Origin of the sequence: Pseudomonas sp. GL-R-26 (genome assembly GCF_019947365.1) — a bacterium.
Lineage (GTDB): Bacteria > Pseudomonadota > Gammaproteobacteria > Pseudomonadales > Pseudomonadaceae > Aquipseudomonas.
In genome coordinates this window covers 65,345-84,235 of the sequence record NZ_JAGYGI010000010.1, presented here as the reverse complement: position 1 = coordinate 84,235, position 18,891 = coordinate 65,345, and the positions used below count along the sequence as shown (strand labels likewise).

Genomic DNA, 18,891 nt, shown 5'->3' with positions numbered 1-18,891 from the left:
TGTGCACTTCACTAGAAAACCACGGGCGACTAAACCCGATCACTGATGGGCAGTGACGCGAACCAAGTTACTGAGCAGCTCCCGGACGCACAAGCCGGCGGATTCTGGCGTAACCGTAGGCAACGACGCAAGGTCCTGTAGCCCTTAGGAAATAACCTACAACCTCTTTAAACAGGTGCTTTCGGTCGGACGAAGACGTCCTGCGCGCGCCCCGTGATCAAGGCATGCTCAGGGTAATCAAGTAGTTTCCGGAGCGGACCGGCGAGCCTGCATCATCCACCAACACATACTGCTGATCGAAATAGCGACCTTCTTGACCACTGTCAGCGAGCAGTTTGACGTGGGTACGGGATTGACCGACAGCGCTCACACTGGCGGTTGGCGCGAGGGTGTTTGCCTCAACCCCCATCGCGCGACTCTGGGCAGAGCATTGGTAAAGATCGAATGTGCCATCCGTCCCCACGCGTGACTGACAGCCCGGCTCGACAATGCTGCCTTGAAACCTGATGGTGCCCGGCGCCGCCAGGCACGCACCACTGAATGCGAACAAAAGACTCAATCCCGCTGCTATACGTTTACCGTTCATGTCTGACGCTCCTTGAGTTGTAAGGTCTAGGTCGTCAATGAAGGGTAGTAGCTTGAGGCTTTTGTTGTATCGCCGTGTATCAAGGCACCACATCTTCGTACAGCCATACAAAACCAGCTCTCCACGGATACAGCCCGGATACACCACTGGGGCCAAATAGACCTGCCAAAGCGAGATGCACAACGCAGCTCGCAACCAGGTTTATCAACCCTTGCGGTACGACCAATGGTGGTCCAGCCGCGCACATGCTCCGGAGTATCAACATGTCTCGTATCCAGTCGAACAAAACCCGTATTGGCCTGATCGCTGTTGCACTGGTCGGCGGTATCAACTTCGCGTCCACCGCGTTTTCGGCCGAAGCCTTGCCTCAGGGCTATCAGCTGGCTTCCGCGGAGAAGACCAGCGAAGGCAAGTGTGGCGAAGGCAAGTGCGGAGCCGAAGCCAGCGCGCAAAAGACCCAGGCCGAGGGCAAGTGCGGTGAAGGCAAGTGCGGCGATGTATCTTTCGCACGCACCGACGCCGATCATGACGGCCGCGTGTCGCTCAAGGAACTGCTGGCGGTAGCACCCAAGGGCACTGAGGAATTCAAGGCGATGGACACCAACAGCGATGGTTTCCTGTCCGAGGGTGAGGTGTACAAGTTCCGCACCAACCAGTTCATTTCCAACGGCAAGAAAGTACCGACCGAGCTGTTCACCAAGTTGAGCCAGGCTAAAGACTGATCGGCCGCAAACAAAAAAACCTTCCTGTGTTGAAACGCAGGAAGGTTTTTTTGCGTGGGCAGTGCTGGCCTGGGAAAACATCACGCCTGCGCCTCGCCTGGGAACGCCGGCAGTCCGTATGTCAACGCAAGTTCCAAGGCCGGTTACAAGGGGTATAACTATCAGAACAAAAGTCGGGCCACCCAGAATAGGCCCTCCAAAGGCAGCGCCCGGGCCAGGCGCCCCAGGCCTGATCGGCGCCTGCGGCGCGGAGCGATGTGATGAGATCCAGAGCATGGCGATGGGCTCGCAAGAGCCTTCTTGGCTGCATCGAACTGGCCTTGCTGGTCGCTCCTCTGTGCGCCAGCGCCATGTTCAAGTGCCAAGCCAGGGACGGCGCCATCAGCTACACCAGCCAAGCCATCGCCAGCGCCCGCTGCACTCGCCTCAATGGCATGGCGGGCGCCGGTGTCGGTGCCAAGGCAATGGCCCTGCCACGGCTTGTGCGGGACGACGACCCAGACGCGGTGCGTATTCGGGTGTTCACCTTCATCCACAAGGGTATTCGTCAATATGTGAGCCGGCGCCCTATCGGGATCTCCGCGCGGGTCGATGTCCTTGAGCTCTATTACATCAAGGGCTGTTATCTGTGCATGGCGACGAAGGATTTCAAGGTCGCCTCACTGCGCCTGGACACCCAGTCCTATCGACGGGAGATCGAAGCCGCTTCGGGTCATTATGGTGTCGACAGGGCGCTGGTCCGCGCAGTGATACATGCCGAATCGGCGTTTCGCCCCAACGTCATTTCCGAAGCCGGCGCCCAGGGGCTGATGCAGTTGATGCCTGCCACCGCCGAGCGCTTCGCCGTGGACGATCCGTTCGATGCCCAACAGAACATTCGTGGCGGCGTGCGCTACCTGGCCTGGCTGCTCAAGCGCTTCAACGGCAACCAGGTGCTGGCGTTGGCAGGTTACAACGCCGGCGAAGCGTCCGTGGTCGAGTACAACGGGGTGCCTCCCTACGCCGAGACGCAATCCTACGTCACCCTCGTGCAGTCCTTGACCGAACGCTATCGTAACCATCGCTAGTACCGTAGGGCGCATAACCCGGAACAGGTAATACGCCGGCCCCTCCACGGCGGATAGCGCTGGCGCGTTATCCGCCCTGTTTTTCAACAGAATCGGCCGTTTTCTGCCGGTCGAGATCGGCAGCTATGGGTTGATCAGGGCTGATCGCAATAAGGACTGTTTGGAGTGCTCTGTAGGTGTTGCGCCTGGCACTGAGCGACCAAGGCGGACATTCACGGGGACAGCGTTCTGACCGCAGGCAACGGCCGTACTATAATTAATTTCTGTCAATGTTTGCGTGGCGAGCGCTCCAAAACGAATCAGGTATCCATAGCGTTCACCTGACAGGCGGAGGGCGGCACAGCAAATGGGATGGACAGTACGTCTGATTACGCGAGAGAGGGTTCAGCCATGAAAATTCACTCCTTCCAGCATTACTCTCATGGTCTGGAAATGGCCGTTCACGATGCATGGATTACCGCCAGGGTGAAGTCGGCCCTGGCATTTTCCGATCCGACCCTTAGCCTGCATATCAATGTCAAAACCCATGCGGGCATAGTGGGGTTAAGCGGCCGCGTCAACACTCATAGACAGTGTGAACAGGCCATTGGTCTGGCCCGTTCGGTGCATGGTGTCGCCGAAGTCGATGCCAGCGACTTGCAGACCCATGTGTTCACGCCAGGGAGTTTTCCAGAAGCGCCCAACGCCGAAGAGAGCACTGAGCGCCGGCCACAATCGTCAACAAAGATGGACGACAAATGATAATGGCAACTTTGTAGGCGCCGCGCTCCCAGTCGGGAACCGAGGGCGGAGGGAAGCTGAATGCAATCAGGTGAGCAAGTCTATGCAGTTCCCCATCACGCCTTGACCCAACGCTGGCGGCTCCAGCTGCTCAGCCCGTCGACGGCAAACACCAGCAGCAGCATGGCGAGGATCACCGTGCTGGCCTGGGCTTCCTGGAACAGGCTGAGGCTGACATAGAGCATTTGCCCCAAACCGCCGGCTCCGACAAATCCCAGCACGCTGGCCATGCGGATGTTGTTTTCCCAGCGGTACAGGATGTACGCCAACAGCTGCGGAAACAGGTTGGGCAGGGTGCCGTAGCAGAAGGCCCAGACGACGTTGCCGCCCTGCAAGCGGATGGCTTCGGCCGGTTGCGGCGGGGTGTTTTCCAGTGCTTCGGCGAACAATCGACCCAGCACCCCGGTGGTGTGCATGGCCAGTGCCAGGGTCCCGGCGTTGGGGCCGAGTCCGGCTGCCAGCACCATCAGCGCGGCCCACACCAGTTCCGGAATGGCGCGCAGGGCGTTAAGCACCAGTCGCGACGCACTCTGCAGAGGCCAACCGAAACGCCCGGCCGCCGGCAGTGCCAGCACCAGGCCCAATACCGCCGCGAGCAGGGTGCCGAGGGCCGACATGGCCATGGTTTCCACGGCGCCACGGCCGATGGCTTGCAGATGGCCGGTGCTCAGGTCCGGGCTGAGAAAACGCAGCACGTAGGCGCCCATCTGCTTCAGGTTACCGCTGCCGGTCAGTTCGCCGAGGTCGATGCCCAGATAGCGGAACGAAGCGATGACCGCTACGCCAATGCACAGGATCAGCAGCAGGTTGATCAGGCGATTCATGCGAACCTCCAGCGCAACAGGCGGCTGATCTGGTCGGCGAACAGCACCAGAACGAAAAAGGTCAGCAACATGCTCGCCACTTCACCACCGGCGAACATGCGCAACGACAAGTCGATCTGCAGGCCCAGCCCGCCGGCGCCGACGAAGCCCATCACCACCGACGCGCGGATCGCGCATTCCCAGCGGTACACCGTGTACGACAGCAACTCCGCCGCGACATTAGGCAGGATGCCGTAGCAGAACGCCGCCAACCGGCCACTGCCGGCTTGCAGCAGCGAGTGGGCGGGACGCTGGTCGACCGACTCGAAGATTTCCGCGTAGACCTTGCCCAACATGCCGCTGTAGGTGATGGCAATGGCCAGCACCCCGGCCGTAGGGCCAAGGCCGACGGCGCGCACGAACAGCAAGGCCCAGACGATTTCCGGCACACTGCGCAGGAAGATCAGCAGCCCGCGCACCGGCCAGCGCAACAGTCGGCCCAAGGCGCTCGGGCGACCGCTGCGCGAAGCTGCCGACAACGACAGCGCTCGACTGGCCAACAAGCTGGCAGGCACGGCCAACAGCAAGGCCAGGGCCATGCCGGCGGTGGCGATGGCCAGGGTTTGCAGCGTGGCTTGCCACAGCAACTGGATGAACTCTTCGCCATGGGCCGGTGGCCAGAAGGCCGAGACAAACCGGCCCATCTCACTCTGGCTGTCGGCCTTGAGCAGTACACCCAGGTCCAATTCGCTGAAATGAATACCCGGCCACAGCAGAGCAAGTGCCAACAGACTGAGCAGCAGGCGGGGCAGGGTGGCCGGGTCTCGTGTATCGCGCGTCAGCATCGTGGAATCTGCAGGCTCAAGGGCGCCACCGGAACGGGCGGCGATAGCAGTTGCTCGTTGGCGTAGAGCTTGTCGAGCAAATCGTGGTCGACGTCGCTGGCGGGAAGGTCGAACAGGACCTGCCCTTCACGCAAACCGATGATGCGTGAAAAGTGCGTCAGGGCCAGCTCCACCGCATGCAGGCTGGCGACCAGCGTCACGTTGTGCTCCCGGGCGTGGCGGCAGAGGATCGACAGGGTGTGCCCGGCCAGTACCGGGTCCATTGCCGACACCGGCTCATCGGCCAGCAGCACTTCGGGCGCCTGGTACAGCACCCGGGCAATGCCCACGCGCTGCAGTTGGCCGCCGGACAATTGCTGGCACTGGGCAAATAGCTTGTCACCCAGGTCCAGCTTGACCAGTGCCGCCCGCGCCCCCGGAACATCCACCGGATGCAGCAGGCTCAGCAGGCTTTTGGCAAAACTCCATTGCCCCAGCTTTCCGGCCAGCACCGCCGTGACCACCCGTTGCCGCGGTGGCAGGGGTGGCGCCTGGTGAACCAGGCCGATGCGCGCCCGCAGCTGTTGACGCCGATGGGCGCCAAGCTGCCAGGCGTGCTCGCCGAGTACCTCGACCGCGCCGTCGTCCGGGCGCAGGGCGGTGGCCAGCACGTTGAGCAGGCTCGACTTGCCGGCACCGGACGGGCCGATGATTGCGACCTGCTCACCGGCAGCGATGTGCAGGTCGACCTCATGCAGCGCACGCACGCCGTTGCCGTGAGTCAGGCTGACCCGGTTCAGATGCAGTGTCATTTCAGCAGGTCGGCAGCGCGTGCGGCTTCCTCGATGCCCTTGTAGTTCTCAGGCTTGGTCTCGATGAAGCGACTGGCGGCTTGCAGGTCCAGAATCGCCTTTTGCTCCGGGTTGGCCGGGTCGAGCGCGAGGAAGGCCGCCTTGATTTTGTCAGCCAGGGCCGGGTCGAGGGTGCCGCGCACGGTCCAGTTGTAGTCGAAGTAGGCCGGCGTGGTGGCAAAGACCTTGACCTTGTCGGTATCGACCTTGCCGGCCTTGACCAGTTTTTCCCAGACGCTGGCATTGAGTACGCCGGCGTCGACCTTGCCGGCCTGAACCCAGGCGACGGTGGCGTCGTGGGCGCCGGAGTAACCGACACGGCTGAAATAGGTTTCAGGCTTGATGCCGTCCTTGAGCATGAAGTAACGCGGCATCAAGCTGCCGGACGTGGAAGACACCGAACCGAAGGCAAAGGACTTGCCCTTGAGGTCGGCCAGCGACTTGACGGCCGGGTCGGCGGTGATGAATTTGCTGGTGAACTGCGCATCCTGCTCACGCTGTACCAATGGAATGGCATTGCCGGTTTTCAGCCGCGCCTGCACGAACGTGAAGCCGCCCAGCCAGGCCATATCGATGCGGTCAGTGGCCAGCGCCTCGACCACTGCCGGGTAGTCGGACACCGGCACGAACTCGACCTTCATGCCCAGTTGCTTCTCCAGGTACTCGCCCAGGGGCTTGAACTTGCGCTGCAATTCGGTGGGGGCTTCGTCGGGGATGGCGCTGACCTTGAGGGTCTCGGCAGCCTGTGCCAGCAGGGTGGAAAAGGATAGGGTCAGGCCGACGGCCAATGCCAGGGTACGTTTGAGCATGGAAGTTCTCCGGTTCAATAGCGGAAAAATGTCGATGCGCCCCGCACAAGCTGATTGCTGCACGACGCTTCGTGAGGGTAGACGAAAACGCCGCGATTATAGGGACTCTTGCGGGCTTGACCAGCATTGCAGCAGGGGAGAGGGCCAAAACGGAACTGTAGGAGCGAGCCTGCTCGCGATTGCGGAGTGTCAGCTAGCATCAATATCGACTGATCCGCCGCCATCGCGAGCAGGCTCGCTCCTACAGTGGATTTCTGGTGAACACAAAATTTGTGTATGACAGAAATTCAAAAGTGTGGGAGCGAGCTTGCTTACATCCGCGCCAACGCCTGCGCCAGATCCGCCCGCAAATCCTCCACATCCTCAACCCCCACCGACAACCGCACCAACCCGTCGCCGATCCCCAGTTCTGCGCGGGTATCGGGTGGAATGGTGGCGTGGGTCATGATCGCCGGGTGTTCGATCAGGCTTTCCACACCGCCGAGGCTCTCGGCCAGGGCGAAGATCTGCACGTTCTCGAGGAAGCGTTTGGTGCCGGCCAGGTCGCTGTTGAGGTCAAGGGAAATCATCCCGCCGAAACCGCGCATTTGCCGTTTGGCCAGTTCATGTTGCGGGTGCGACGGCAGGCCGGGGTAGTAGACCCGTGCGACTTGCGGTTGGCGCTCCAGCCACTGCGCCAGGTCCAGTGCGTTACTGCAATGCCGTTCCATGCGCAGGGCCAGGGTCTTCACCCCGCGCAGGGTGAGGAAGGCATCGAACGGGCCGGCGATGGCGCCGACGGCGTTTTGCAGGAAGCCCAGGCGTTCGGCCAGTTCGGCGTTCTGCCCGACCACGGCGATGCCGCCGATCACGTCGGAGTGACCGTTGAGGTACTTGGTGGTCGAGTGCAGCACGATGTCGAAACCCAGCTCCAGCGGGCGCTGGATCCACGGGCTGGCGAAGGTGTTGTCGGCCACGCAGATGATGCCGCGCGCGCGGCAGGTGCGGGCGATGGCGGCAAGGTCGGTGAGGCGCAGCAGCGGATTGCTCGGGGTCTCGACCATGACCATGCGTGTGTCGTCTTGCAGGGAGGCCTCGAACGCCGCCAGGTCGGTCAGGTCGACGAAGCTGAAACGGTGCCCGGCGCTGCGCTGGCGCACCTTGTCGAACAGGCGGAAGGTGCCGCCGTACAGATCGTTGCCAGAGACGATGTGCGAGCCGGCGTCGAGCAGTTCCAGTACCGTGGAAATGGTCGCCAACCCCGAGGCGAAGGCAAAGCCCCGGGTGCCGCCTTCGAGGTCGGCCACGCAGCGCTCCAGCGCCCAGCGCGTCGGGTTGTGCGAACGCCCGTAGTCCAGGCCCTTGTGCACCCCGGGGCTCTGTTGCAGGTAGGTGGAGTTGGCGTAGATCGGCGGCATCAACGCCCCGGTGGATGGGTCTGGCGCTTGCCCGGCGTGGATCACCCGGGTGGCGAAGCCCTGTGGCGGGGTGTTTTTGTCCTGTTGACTCATGGCAGGGATCTCCGCAAATGGTTGAGCATGTCGGTTCGGGTAATCAGGCCGTGGAAGCCCGAGGCATCCTGGATGATCGCCACCAGCCCACGGCCCAGCTCGGCTTCCAGCTCGGCCAGGGTGGCATCGGGGGACAGGGTTTGCAGTTTGTCGGTCATGGCGCTGGAGACGGCCTTGCGAAAGTGCGCAACGTCTTCATGCACGCCCAGCAGGATGTCGGATTCATCGATGACGCCGACCAGTTGTTTGCCGTTCACCAGCACCGGTAGCTGCGAGACATCCGCCAGGCGCATGCGCTGAAACGCCGTCAGTAGCGTGTCATCCGGGCCGACGCTGATCACCCGGCCATCCTCGAAACGCCGCGCGATCAGGTCGCGCAGGTCGCCGTAGTGCTTGCGTTGCAGCAGGCCCTGATCGTTCATCCACTGGTCGTTGTAGACCTTCGACAGGTAACGCGTACCGGTGTCGCAGACGAAGCTCACCACCCGTTTCGGCTGGGTCTGTTCGCGGCAGTAACGCAACGCCGCCGCCAGCAAGGTGCCGGTCGACGAGCCGCCGAGAATGCCTTCGGCGCGCAGCAGTTGGCGGGCGTGATCAAAGCTTTCTTCGTCGCTGATCGAATAGGCGTGGCGCACGCTGGACAGGTCGGCAATCGACGGAATGAAGTCTTCGCCAATGCCTTCCACCGCCCAGGAACCGGGGGTGGGGAGGGTGCCGCCGCGGCTGTACTCGGCCATTACCGAACCGACCGGGTCGGCCAGGACCATTTCCAGGTCCGGCTGCACCCGTTTGAAGAAACGGGTCAGCCCGGTGAGGGTGCCGGCCGAACCGACGCCGACGACGATGGCGTCCACATCATGCTGGGTTTGCGCCCAGATCTCCGGCGCGGTGCTGCATTCGTGGGCCAGCGGGTTGGCGGGGTTGTTGAACTGGTCGGCGAAGAACGCGTCGGGAATTTCCGCCGCCAGCCGCGCGGCGACGTCCTGGTAGTACTCGGGATGGCCCTTGCCGACGTCGGAGCGGGTGATGTGCACCTCGGCGCCCATGGCCTTGAGGTGCAGGACCTTCTCGGTGGACATCTTGTCCGGCACCACCAGCACCACGCGGTAGCCCTTGGCGCGGCCGACCAGGGCCAGGCCGAGGCCGGTATTGCCAGCGGTAGCTTCGACGATGGTGCCGCCGGGCCTGAGGCGACCATCGCGTTCGGCAGTGTCGATCATCGCCAGACCGATACGGTCCTTGATCGAACCGCCGGGGTTCTGGGATTCGAGTTTGAGAAACAGCGTACACGGACCGGTATCGAATCGGCTGACGCGCACCAAAGGCGTGTTGCCGATCAGTTCGAGCACGGCGGGGCGAGAGTTGTCAGGCATGTCGTCACTTCCTTGCGCTATTCGCACTGGGTGGACATCGGCCGGCGCTGTGCCATCAGGCGTCAATCGCCGACATTGCATCGCTAGGACCATAGGCCGGGATCGGGCCTCCCGCAACCTTCCACAGCCGACCGGTCGGCTCGACGCTTTTTCCTCGCCAGCAACCACAAAAAACATAATTTCGCTATTTCCCGGCTCCGAACAGAATGCGGCCAACACCCTGACACCGATAGCCGCAGCAGAAGAACAACAGTGATCAGAATCGAGGCGGCAGCCATGACCGACCTGAATCAAACCACCTTTCAGAAGTGCACAGCCATGACAGTTGATAAAACCGCAATTGATACGCTTGTTGTTGGCGCCGGCCAGGCCGGCGTGGCCATGAGTGAACACCTGAGCAAGCTCGGTGTGCCTCACCTCGTTGTGGAGCGCAATCGTATCGCCGAAGCCTGGCGCACCGGTCGCTGGGATTCGCTGGTAGCCAACGGCCCGGCCTGGCACGACCGTTTCCCGGGGCTGGAATTCGACGGTCTGGACCCGGATGCCTTCGCCGGGAAAGAGCAGGTGGCTCAGTACTTCGAAGCCTATGCCAAGAAGTTCAACGCGCCGATCCGTACCGGCGTGGACGTGAAGAAAGTCGAACGTAACATCGACCGTCCCGGTTTCACCGTTGAAACCTCTGATGGCGTGATCGAGGCCCGGCATGTGGTGGTCGCCACCGGCCCGTTCCAGCGTCCGGCCATTCCGCCGATTGCTCCCGAAATCGCCGGCATCACCCAGATTCACTCCGCCCAATACTACAACCCGCAGCAACTGGCCGAAGGTGCGGTGCTGGTGGTGGGCGCAGGTTCCTCGGGCGTGCAGATCGCCGATGAACTGCAACGTTCCGGCAAGCAGGTCTACCTGTCGGTGGGCGCCCACGATCGTCCGCCGCGTGCCTATCGCAACCGTGATTTCTGTTGGTGGCTGGGGGTGCTCGGCGAGTGGGATGCCGAAGCCATGCAACCGGGCAAGGAACACGTGACCATCGCCGTGAGCGGTGCCCGTGGCGGCCACACCGTGGACTTCCGCCGGCTGGCTCACCAGGGCATGACCCTGGTCGGCCTGACCCAGACGTTCAACGGCGCTGTGGTGAGCTTCGAAAACAACCTCGCCGACAACATTAAACGTGGCGATGAAAACTACCTGGCGCTGCTCGACAAGGCTGACGCCTACATCGAACGCAACGGCCTGGACCTGCCGCTGGAACCCGAAGCCCGGGCCATGCTGGCGGACCCCGACTGCGTGACCCATCCAATCCTGGAACTGGACCTGGTCGAGGCCGGCGTCACCACGATCATCTGGGCCACCGGTTACTCCACCGATTACAGCTGGCTGAAGGTCGATGCCTTCAAGGAAAACGGCAAGCCACAGCACCAACGCGGCGTGTCGGCCGAGCCGGGGGTGTATTTCGTCGGGTTGCCTTGGCAGTCCCGCCGCGGCTCCGCGTTTATCTGGGGCGTTTGGCACGACGCCAAGCACATCGCCGATCACATCGTTAAACAGCACACCTATCTCAACTATCGGGATGCGACCCAGCGTCAAGCCGAAGCCGCCCGTGCACCTATTCAGAAAGCCAGCCTCATGGGAGTTCGTTAATGCCTACTCATACCCGCATCCGCATGTTCAACACCAAAGACACCTACCCGAACCAGACGCTGGACAACGATTTGTGCCAGGCCGTGCGCGCCGGCAACACCGTGTATGTACGTGGTCAGGTCGGCACCGATTTCAACGGCCAACTGGTGGGCCTCGGCGATCCGCGTGCCCAGGCCGAGCAGGCCATGCGCAACGTCAAGCAATTGCTGGAAGAGGCGGGCAGCGACATGAGCCATATCGTCAAGACCACCACCTACTTGATCGACCCGCGCTACCGCGAGCCGGTCTACCAGGAAGTCGGCAAGTGGCTCAAGGGTGTGTTCCCGATTTCCACCGGCCTGGTGGTCAGCGCCCTCGGCCAGCCGCAGTGGCTGATGGAAATCGACGTGATCGCTGTCATCCCTGAATAAGGAATTCGCCATGACTTTTTCCATCGTGGGTCGCTGCGCCGAGACCGGCCAGCTGGGCATTGCCATCAGCTCTTCGAGCATTGCCGTCGGCGCGCGCTGCCCGTGGCTGCGTGCCGGTGTCGGTGCGGTGTCGAGCCAGAACATCACGCTGCCGGCCCTCGGTCCGCAGATCCTCGATGAACTGGCAGGCGGCTCGGCGCCGCCCCAGGCGCTGGACCACTCATTGACCCGCAACGGCTACAGCCAGTATCGGCAGGTGGCGGTGGTCGATGCCCATGGGCGCACGGCGGTGTTCAGCGGCAACCATGCCCTGGGCATCAATAATGCGGTGGCCGGTGACCAATGCGTGGCGGCCGGTAACCTGCTGGCCAACAGTGGGGTGATCGAGGCCATGGTCGCAGAGTTCGAAAACAGCGAAGGCTGCCTCGCCACCCGGCTGATGAACGCGTTGCAGGCCGGGCAGGATGCCGGTGGCGAAGCCGGCGCGGTGCACTCGGCGGCGTTGTCGGTGGTGGGTGACCTGACCTGGCCGATGGTCGACCTGCGGGTGGATTGGGCGGATGAAAACCCGATCGGCGAGCTGGGCAAACTGTGGGCGGCCTACGAGCCGCAACTTCAGGATTATCTGACCCGTGCCCTCAATCCGACCCTGGCCCCCGCCTATGGAGTGCCCGGCGATGAGTGAGTTGCGCAGCCGCGCCATGCTCGCGCGATTGATCGGGTTCGCCACGGTCAGCCGCGATTCGAACCTGGAGCTGATCGAGTTCGTGCGTGACTATCTGCACGAACTGGGCGTGGATTGCGAACTGATCTACAACGCCGAGCGAACCAAGGCCAATCTGTTGGCCACGGTCGGCCCGCGTGTGGCCGGCGGCATCGTGCTGTCCGGGCACACCGACGTGGTGCCGGTGGACGGCCAGGCCTGGACGGTCGAGCCATTCAGCCTGAGCGAGGCGAATGGCAAGCTTTACGGCCGTGGCACCGCGGACATGAAGGGCTATCTGGCTTCGGTGCTGGCGGCGGTGCCGATGTTTCTCTCCAGCCCTTTGAAGCGCCCGGTGCATTTGGCGTTTTCCTATGACGAAGAGGTCGGCTGCCTTGGTGTGCGCGGTTTGCTGGAAGTGCTGCCCCAGCGCATCCCGGCTCCGGCCTTGTGCCTGATTGGCGAGCCGACCGAACTCAAGCCGGTGCTCGGCCACAAAGGCAAGCTCGCGATGCGTTGCCACGTGCGCGGTGCCGCTTGCCATTCGGCCTACGCGCCTTACGGGGTCAATGCCATCGAGCAGGCCGCGCGCCTGATCGGTCGGCTGGGCGACATCGGTGCCACCCTGGCCCGGCCAACTTTGCACGACAAGCGCTTCGATCCGGCGTTCTCGACCGTGCAGGTCGGAGTGATCCAGGGCGGTACGGCGCTGAACATCGTGCCAGCGGACTGCCGTTTCGATTTCGAGATCCGCGCCTTGCCGGACTTCGCCCCGCAAGTGGTCGTCGACGAACTGCAGGACTACGCCGAGCAGACGCTGCTGCCGGCCATGCAGGCCGTGGACACCGATACCGCTATCCGCTTTGAAAAAATTTCCGCCTACCCCGGCCTTGCGACACCCGTCGACAGCGCGGCGGCCCGGCTGATTGCCCAACTGTGCGGCAGCGACGAGTTCAGCACCGTGGCCTTTGGCACCGAAGGCGGGCTGTTCGATCAGGCCGGCATTCCTTCGGTGGTCTGCGGCCCCGGCAGCATGGACCAGGGGCACAAGCCCGATGAATTTGTCAGCGTTGTTCAGATGGCGGCCTGTGACCGCCTGATGGATCGCCTGGCGGCTTACTTGAGTGAATCCGAACACCCATAACAACAACGGGCCGACAAGCCCCGAGGAAGCGATCCATGTCCAGATCCTTGCGTTGCAGTGTTCCGTTTGCCCTGGCGTTGCTGAGTGCCAGTGTGTGGGCGGCCCCCCAGGACCTCACCGTGATTTCCTTCGGTGGTGCTACCAAACAGGCCCAGGATAAGGCCTATTTCCAGCCCTTCAACGCCAGCGGCGCGGGCAACATCATCGCCGGTGAGTACAACGGCGAGCTGTCGAAGATCAAGGCCATGGTCTCCGCCGGCCACACCAGTTGGGACGTGGTCGAAGTCGAAAGCCCCGAGTTGTTGCGCGGCTGCGAGGAGGGCCTGTTCGAGAAGCTCGATCAAGGACGCTTCGGTGATTCGGCGAACTTCGTGCCCGGTGCGTTGACCGAGTGCGGCGTCGCAACCTATGTCTGGTCGATGGTCATGGCCTACGACCAGAGCAAGCAGGCCAAGGCGCCGCAGTCCTGGGCGGATTTCTGGAACGTCGCCGACTTCCCGGGCAAGCGCGGCCTGCGCAAGAGCGCCAAGTACACCCTGGAAATCGCGTTGCTGGCCGATGGCGTCAAGGCGGACGACGTGTACAAGGTCCTGAACACCCCGCAAGGCGTGACGCGGGCCTTTGCCAAGCTCGACCAGATCAAGCCGAACATCCAGTGGTGGGAGGCGGGCGCGCAACCGGCGCAATGGCTGGTGGCCGGGGACGTGGTGATGAGCGCCGCCTACAACGGCCGGATCGCTTCGGCGCAGAAGGAAGGCATGAAGCTGAGCATCGTCTGGCCGCAGAGCCTGTACGACCCGGAATACTGGGCGGTGGTCAAAGGCACGCCGAACAAGGCATTGGCGGAAAACTTCATCGCATTTGCCAGCCAGCCACAGACGCAAAAAGTCTTCTCTGAAACCATCCCCTACGGGCCGGTGCATCGCCAGACCCTGCCATTGCTGCCCAAGGACGTGCAGGAGCAACTGCCAACCGCCGAGGCCAACCTGGCCGGCGCCCGGGCCGTGGACGCGGAGTTCTGGGTCGACCATGGCGAGGAGCTTGAACAGCGCTTCAATGCCTGGGCTGCGCGCTGATACAGGCACCGCATAACCTCTGTGGGAGCGGGCTTGCTCGCGAAAGCGGTATGTCAGTCACATCGATGTTGGATGTGCCGCCGTCTTCGCGAGCAAGCCCGCTCCCACAAAAAAGCCTGGTGAAAAACCTCGGGTTCAAGCTTTGCCGCCTGCGCGCAGTGGTGATGGTAGTCAGTTAATCGGCCTGATCGTCACCACACCGCTGTACTACTGGCTGGCCAACCGCGATACGGCCTATCGCCGGCGCCTGAACGCGGCCGGTCTGATGCCGACCAACAGTTGATCGGGCCTGTGGCACAGGCGTACCGGGTTGAAATGATTGTGTAATTCGGGATGGTCGTTTGCCGGGCGTATCGCTATGCTCAGCGAGTTTGCCAAACGCCAATGATAACAATCACAGTGAAACCATGAGCCAATCAGACACGCGTGCGACTGTTCTAGCGCAGTATCCGGAAGACTCCCGCGAGGCCGCGGCATTGCTCAAGCAGGCAGTGCCGCTGATGGTTCGTCACAACATTCCGCCCAACCCGGTGCACTACGCGCTCTGGTACACCTACAGCAAGGGCCAGGAGCCGGAGCTCAACCGGCACCTGGACCGGGTGGTCAACGACTTCGACTATTTTCCGCCGGAGTCGGCCACCAAACTGTTTCGCGAGTACATCATCCGCGATGAACTGGCGGACGCCCGCTCCGGGCAGCAGGATGCAATCAACCTGGTCGACGACATGGAGCGCGATGTTTCGCGCAGCGTGAAAGGCAACCAGAACTTCCAGGCCAGCCTCGGCCAATACCTGCAAATGCTCGAAGAACCCGCCAACGAGCGCTTGCCGAGCATCCTGATCCAGCTGCAACAGAGCACCCGGCTGATGCAGGGGCAGCAGGAGCATTTCCTCGCCCAGTTGCAGTCGGCGCAGCATGAAATCAAAAGCCTGCGGGACAAGCTGGAACGCGCCCAATTGGCCGCGACCCTCGATGGCCTGACCGAATTGCTCAACCGCACCACCTTCAACCGCCAGCTTGAACAGGCCATGGGCAACATGGCGACGGGCGTGGCGCTGGTGATGCTGGATATCGACCACTTCAAGCAATTCAACGACCAGTACGGCCATCCCTTGGGCGACCGCGTGCTTCAGCATGTCGCCCGGGTGTTACGCGATTCTCTGCCCGAAGAAGCGTTCGCGGCGCGTTATGGCGGTGAGGAGTTCTGCGTGGTGCTCAAGGATTGCCCGGACCTGGCCGCCGCGGGCGCTTTTGCCGAGCGCCTGCGCTTGAAAATCCAGTCGCTGCGGGTCAAGGCCCGGGGCACCGACACGGTGCTGGACACCATCACCGCGTCGTTCGGCGTGGCCCATGCGCAAACTGGCGACACACCGGAAAGCCTGTTGACCCGCGCCGACGACGCGCTGTACCAGGCCAAGCGCAACGGACGCAATCAGGTGCGTCAGCAGCCTGACGTAGCGGTCGGGGCCGTTTAGCCGAGGATGAAGTAGACCTTGCGCACCTGCGTAAGGTTTTCCCAGGTGCCGGTGAAGCCGCTGGCCACCACGAACGAATCACCGGGGCCGAACGTGCGCGCGACGCCCTCGGCATCGGTCAGGCGCACGCTGCCTTCCAGAATGTGACACAGCTCGTCGTAATCGCACTGGCAACGCTCCCGGTGCGGTCCTGCCTCCCAGATGCCGGCCACGGCGTTTTTCCCGGGCTGTACAAAGTGCCGCCAACTCTTGCTGCGACAAGTCGCGTCGACCACGGCCGGGTCGTTGATTTCGGTTTCACGGGGGGCAAGGTCGCTGGCGAAGTCGATGACGTGCCGGGGCAGGGCTGTGGACATGGTGGTCTCCGGATCAGGAATCGAAACCGATGCCAAAGGCATCGAAGGTCTTGAGCAGCAGGTCGCGGTGACCGTCGCGGTCTTCGCGCGCCAGTGAACGCTGGGCCAGTTTCACGCCAACATAACGCAAGGGTTCGGGCGGAAAGCGGAACGGAGCCTTGGAGGTCATCAGCAGTTCGGTGCGTTCGGTGCGCTCGCCGGCCAGCAGGTCGAGCATGTTCAGCGCGGCGAAGCGGCTGGCGGACACCCCTTGCCCGGTGAAGCCCAAGGCATAGGCGACGCGGCCCTGGTGCTCGCAACCGGTGAACATCGTGGTGCGCGCGGAGGTGTCGATGATGCCGCCCCAGGCATGGCTGAAACGCACGTCGCCCAGGGCCGGGAAAGTCTGGTGAAACTGTTCGGCCAGGCGCTGGAAGCTTTGCGGGCGCTGGGTCAGGGCTTCGTCGCGGCGACCGCCGAAATGGTAGATGGCATCAAAGCCGGCCCAGAGAATGCGGTTGTCGGCGGTCTTGCGCAGGTAGTGGAACTGGTTGCCGGCGTCGGCGATGCCGTAGCGTCCGGTCCAGCCGATGGCTTGCAGTTGCGCATCGCTCAAGGGTTCGCTGACCAGGCTGTAGTCGTACACCGGGATCACGCTCGATGCCAGATGGCCGAGCAGCGGCGGGGCGATGTTGGTGGCGAGGGCGACTTTTCCAGCGGTCACTTCGCCGCTTTCTGTGCGCAGGTGCAAATTGTCTTTGTCCGCATTCAGTTGCAGCACCGGGCTGTTTTCGAACAGCTGAATGCCTTGCTCAAGGCACACGCGGCGCAGTTCAGCGGCCATTTTTGCCGGGTTGAGCAGGGCGTAATTGGGTTCGAACAGGCCGGCTGCATACGTCGGTGAATCAAGCTTCTGTGCCAGCTCGCTGCCTTCCAGCCACTGGCAGTCGATACCGAATCGCGCATAGTTGCGCTGCATTGAGCGCAGCCCGTCGACCTGCCACGGCTGGCTGGCGACGTTGAGTTTGCCCTGGCGTTCGAACTCGACGTGCATGCCGAAGCGTTGCAGGTCGGCGGCCAGTTCATCGAGGTTCTGCCGGCCCAGGCGGATCAGTTGCTCTGCTTCATCCGGCCAGCGCTTGAGTGCGTTGGACACTCCGTGGGAAATGCTTGGTGCGCAGAAGCCGCCATTGCGTCCACTGGCCTCACCGCCGCAGCGTCGCGCCTCGATGATCGCGATGCTCAACCCGGGGTTGCGCTGGCGCGCCAGTAGCGCCGTCCACAATCCGGTAAAGCCACCGCCGACCACCGCCAGGTCGCACTGCACCGTGCCGGCGACGGAAGGTGCGGCGGGTGGCGGGGTGACGGTGTCCTGCCAGAAGGGATGGGGCAGGACGTGGTCGAGGGAATCGAGACGCGGTGGGGCATTCATGCTGAAACTCCGGCGGTGTGTCGGGCAGCGACGATTGCGTTCGGTTGCCCGACGGTTTTTGTTGTTTTGGCTAGAGGTCTGGAAGCGCCAGGATCGCGCGCGCGGCAATGTCGGTGCCGCGGGTCGCCTGCATGGGCTCACTGAACGATTTGAGGCGTTTTTTCATCGCTTGGTCGGCCAGCAGCTGTTCGAGGGCGGCGGGCAGGGCGGCCAGGGGATCGGCAAAGCGCGGCAGGTAGCGACCGACGCCGACTTCCTCGGCGCGGGCAGCGTTGTCGTGGCCGTCCCAGCAGTACGGAATGATCAGCGACGGCAGGCCGAAATACAGCGCTTCACAGAAGCTGTTGTTGCCACCGTGGTGGATGAACAACTGGCATTCCTTGAGCACCGCCGGCTGGGCAAACCAGCTGTCGAGGTACACGTTGTCCGGCACGGTGGTGTACATGTCGCGGTAGGCGCCGACGTTGACCAGGAAGCGGTACGGCAAGGTTTCGATTGTACTGATCAGGCGCTTCATCATCCCGGTATCGGCGGCACCGAGGCTGCCGAAGCTGAGGTAGATCAGCGGCGCGTCGTTGTGCCGTGGAAAGTCCGGGACGATGTACGGCGCTTCGCGGCGCACGCAACCGTCGAGGTACACGTAGCGTTGCGGGTCCAGCGGTTGCTGGCGCTCATAGCGCACTGGCGTCGGTGACAGCAGCAGGTTCAGCCATGGCGAGTCAGTGAGGAACTGCCCCGCTGGGCGCGGCGCGGTGCTGTTGCCGAGGAGGAATTGCGAAAAGCGTTCATGGGCCGGCGCGACGGCCTTGAGGTACTGCTCGGTGTAGCGCTCGCAGGCCTGGGTGTCGCTGGCCAGGCATCCGGACAGGTACGGCGGAACAGCCGCATCCGGCAGTTCGGTTTCGGCGCACGACACCACTCGCACCCAGGGGCAACCGGCGTTGGCGATGGCCGGGAACATCACCACGTTATCGAGCACGATCACATCGGGCTTGAGGCGGCCGAGCAACTGCTGCAAGGGTTTTTCCGCTTCGATGGCGGTGTCGATGATGGCTTCCCAAGCGGGCGCAACGTAGCTGTCGATCTGTGCCAGCGGGGTCTGGTCGAAGTAGGGAATGCTGCGCTCGATGAAGCGCTCCCAGTAGTGCTGGTGTTCCGCTGCCGACAATGGGCTCGCTTGCGGAATCGGGTACTCGTCGAAACCGTATTCGGCGAACAACCCCTGGAAATGCTCATGGCAGATGAACACCGGTTTGGCGCCCATCTCGCGCAGCGACTGAGCGATACCAATGCAGTTCAAGGCCGCGCCGAAACTGGCTTCCGGAAACAGGGTGATCAGTTTTTGTTTTTGCATGGCGAGGGACTGTCCATGG

General features: G+C 62.8%; 20 protein-coding genes. 10 read left to right on the top strand and 10 right to left on the bottom strand.

Annotation, left to right across the window (positions count from 1 at the left end; genetic code table 11):
• Positions 1-217 precede the first annotated feature (217 nt).
• The gene (locus KGA96_RS12620; RefSeq protein ID WP_046042487.1) at positions 218-586 is read right to left on the bottom strand and encodes a type 1 fimbrial protein; all 369 of its coding nucleotides are present in this window, start codon (positions 584-586) and stop codon (positions 218-220) included.
• A 263-nt stretch (positions 587-849) separates the two neighbouring features.
• Between KGA96_RS12620 and KGA96_RS12615 the strand changes: the two genes are divergently transcribed.
• The 3 genes from KGA96_RS12615 (at position 850) to KGA96_RS12605 (ending at position 3,116) form a co-directional block, all read left to right on the top strand.
• Positions 850-1,308 carry a hypothetical protein gene (locus KGA96_RS12615; RefSeq protein ID WP_223513015.1) on the top strand — a complete coding sequence of 153 codons (459 nt, stop codon included), beginning with the start codon at positions 850-852 and terminating at the stop codon, positions 1,306-1,308.
• A gap of 260 nt (positions 1,309-1,568) precedes the next feature.
• Positions 1,569-2,375: a lytic transglycosylase domain-containing protein gene (locus KGA96_RS12610; RefSeq protein WP_046042484.1), complete on the top strand. Its 807-nt coding sequence runs from the start codon at positions 1,569-1,571 to the stop codon at positions 2,373-2,375.
• A 390-nt stretch (positions 2,376-2,765) separates the two neighbouring features.
• Positions 2,766-3,116 carry a BON domain-containing protein gene (locus KGA96_RS12605; protein ID WP_046042568.1) on the top strand — a complete coding sequence of 117 codons (351 nt, stop codon included), beginning with the start codon at positions 2,766-2,768 and terminating at the stop codon, positions 3,114-3,116.
• A gap of 95 nt (positions 3,117-3,211) precedes the next feature.
• Here KGA96_RS12605 and phnE read toward each other — a convergent pair whose 3' ends face one another.
• The 6 genes from phnE to KGA96_RS12575 form a co-directional block, all read right to left on the bottom strand.
• Positions 3,212-3,979 (bottom strand): phosphonate ABC transporter, permease protein PhnE, encoded by a 768-nt coding sequence (gene phnE, locus KGA96_RS12600; protein ID WP_046042483.1) that lies wholly within the window; start codon positions 3,977-3,979, stop codon positions 3,212-3,214.
• Entirely contained in the window at positions 3,976-4,803 is an 828-nt protein-coding gene (locus KGA96_RS12595; protein ID WP_223513010.1) for a PhnE/PtxC family ABC transporter permease, read from the bottom strand. Before KGA96_RS12595 ends, phnE begins: the two co-directional genes overlap by 4 nt.
• A complete protein-coding gene (locus tag KGA96_RS12590; protein ID WP_223464620.1) occupies positions 4,797-5,594 on the bottom strand; it encodes a phosphonate ABC transporter ATP-binding protein in 798 nt (265 codons plus the stop codon). Before KGA96_RS12590 ends, KGA96_RS12595 begins: the two co-directional genes overlap by 7 nt.
• Positions 5,591-6,442, bottom strand: a complete 852-nt coding sequence (locus KGA96_RS12585; RefSeq protein ID WP_046042479.1) for a putative selenate ABC transporter substrate-binding protein — start codon at positions 6,440-6,442, stop codon at positions 5,591-5,593. Before KGA96_RS12585 ends, KGA96_RS12590 begins: the two co-directional genes overlap by 4 nt.
• A 311-nt stretch (positions 6,443-6,753) precedes the next feature.
• Positions 6,754-7,932 (bottom strand): trans-sulfuration enzyme family protein, encoded by a 1,179-nt coding sequence (locus tag KGA96_RS12580; RefSeq protein WP_223513007.1) that lies wholly within the window; start codon positions 7,930-7,932, stop codon positions 6,754-6,756.
• Positions 7,929-9,305 carry a pyridoxal-phosphate dependent enzyme gene (locus tag KGA96_RS12575; protein ID WP_056727372.1) on the bottom strand — a complete coding sequence of 459 codons (1,377 nt, stop codon included), beginning with the start codon at positions 9,303-9,305 and terminating at the stop codon, positions 7,929-7,931. Before KGA96_RS12575 ends, KGA96_RS12580 begins: the two co-directional genes overlap by 4 nt.
• Positions 9,306-9,581: 276 nt before the next feature.
• Here KGA96_RS12575 and KGA96_RS12570 point away from each other — a divergent pair, with 276 nt between their 5' ends.
• The 7 genes from KGA96_RS12570 to KGA96_RS12540 all read left to right on the top strand — a co-directional run bounded on the left by KGA96_RS12570 (position 9,582) and on the right by KGA96_RS12540 (position 15,751).
• Complete coding sequence (locus KGA96_RS12570; protein ID WP_185754825.1) at positions 9,582-10,943, top strand: flavin-containing monooxygenase; 1,362 nt, start codon at positions 9,582-9,584, stop codon at positions 10,941-10,943.
• Complete coding sequence (locus KGA96_RS12565; RefSeq protein ID WP_046042476.1) at positions 10,943-11,353, top strand: RidA family protein; 411 nt, start codon at positions 10,943-10,945, stop codon at positions 11,351-11,353. Before KGA96_RS12570 ends, KGA96_RS12565 begins: the two co-directional genes overlap by 1 nt.
• Before the next feature lie 10 nt (positions 11,354-11,363).
• The gene (locus tag KGA96_RS12560; RefSeq protein WP_223513004.1) at positions 11,364-12,038 is read left to right on the top strand and encodes a DUF1028 domain-containing protein; all 675 of its coding nucleotides are present in this window, start codon (positions 11,364-11,366) and stop codon (positions 12,036-12,038) included.
• The gene (gene argE / locus KGA96_RS12555; RefSeq protein ID WP_223513002.1) at positions 12,031-13,200 is read left to right on the top strand and encodes an acetylornithine deacetylase; all 1,170 of its coding nucleotides are present in this window, start codon (positions 12,031-12,033) and stop codon (positions 13,198-13,200) included. The genes KGA96_RS12560 and argE overlap by 8 nt, the downstream gene beginning before the upstream one ends.
• A gap of 35 nt (positions 13,201-13,235) precedes the next feature.
• Entirely contained in the window at positions 13,236-14,276 is a 1,041-nt protein-coding gene (locus KGA96_RS12550; RefSeq protein WP_046042472.1) for an ABC transporter substrate-binding protein, read from the top strand.
• A 142-nt stretch (positions 14,277-14,418) separates the two neighbouring features.
• Positions 14,419-14,559: a hypothetical protein gene (locus KGA96_RS12545; RefSeq protein WP_185754831.1), complete on the top strand. Its 141-nt coding sequence runs from the start codon at positions 14,419-14,421 to the stop codon at positions 14,557-14,559.
• A gap of 124 nt (positions 14,560-14,683) precedes the next feature.
• Positions 14,684-15,751 (top strand): GGDEF domain-containing protein, encoded by a 1,068-nt coding sequence (locus tag KGA96_RS12540; RefSeq protein ID WP_223464617.1) that lies wholly within the window; start codon positions 14,684-14,686, stop codon positions 15,749-15,751.
• Here the strand turns inward: KGA96_RS12540 and KGA96_RS12535 are convergent.
• From KGA96_RS12535 to KGA96_RS12525, 3 genes are all read right to left on the bottom strand, one after another.
• A complete protein-coding gene (locus KGA96_RS12535) occupies positions 15,748-16,107 on the bottom strand; it encodes a cupin domain-containing protein (RefSeq protein WP_046042469.1) in 360 nt (119 codons plus the stop codon). The two genes, KGA96_RS12540 and KGA96_RS12535, sit on opposite strands and share 4 nt — an antisense overlap.
• A 13-nt stretch (positions 16,108-16,120) precedes the next feature.
• On the bottom strand, positions 16,121-17,518 hold the full coding sequence (locus KGA96_RS12530; protein WP_046042468.1) for an NAD(P)/FAD-dependent oxidoreductase: 1,398 nt from the start codon (positions 17,516-17,518) through the stop codon (positions 16,121-16,123).
• A 70-nt stretch (positions 17,519-17,588) separates the two neighbouring features.
• Complete coding sequence (locus KGA96_RS12525) at positions 17,589-18,872, bottom strand: nucleotide disphospho-sugar-binding domain-containing protein (RefSeq protein WP_223513000.1); 1,284 nt, start codon at positions 18,870-18,872, stop codon at positions 17,589-17,591.
• Positions 18,873-18,891: the final 19 nt, after the last annotated feature.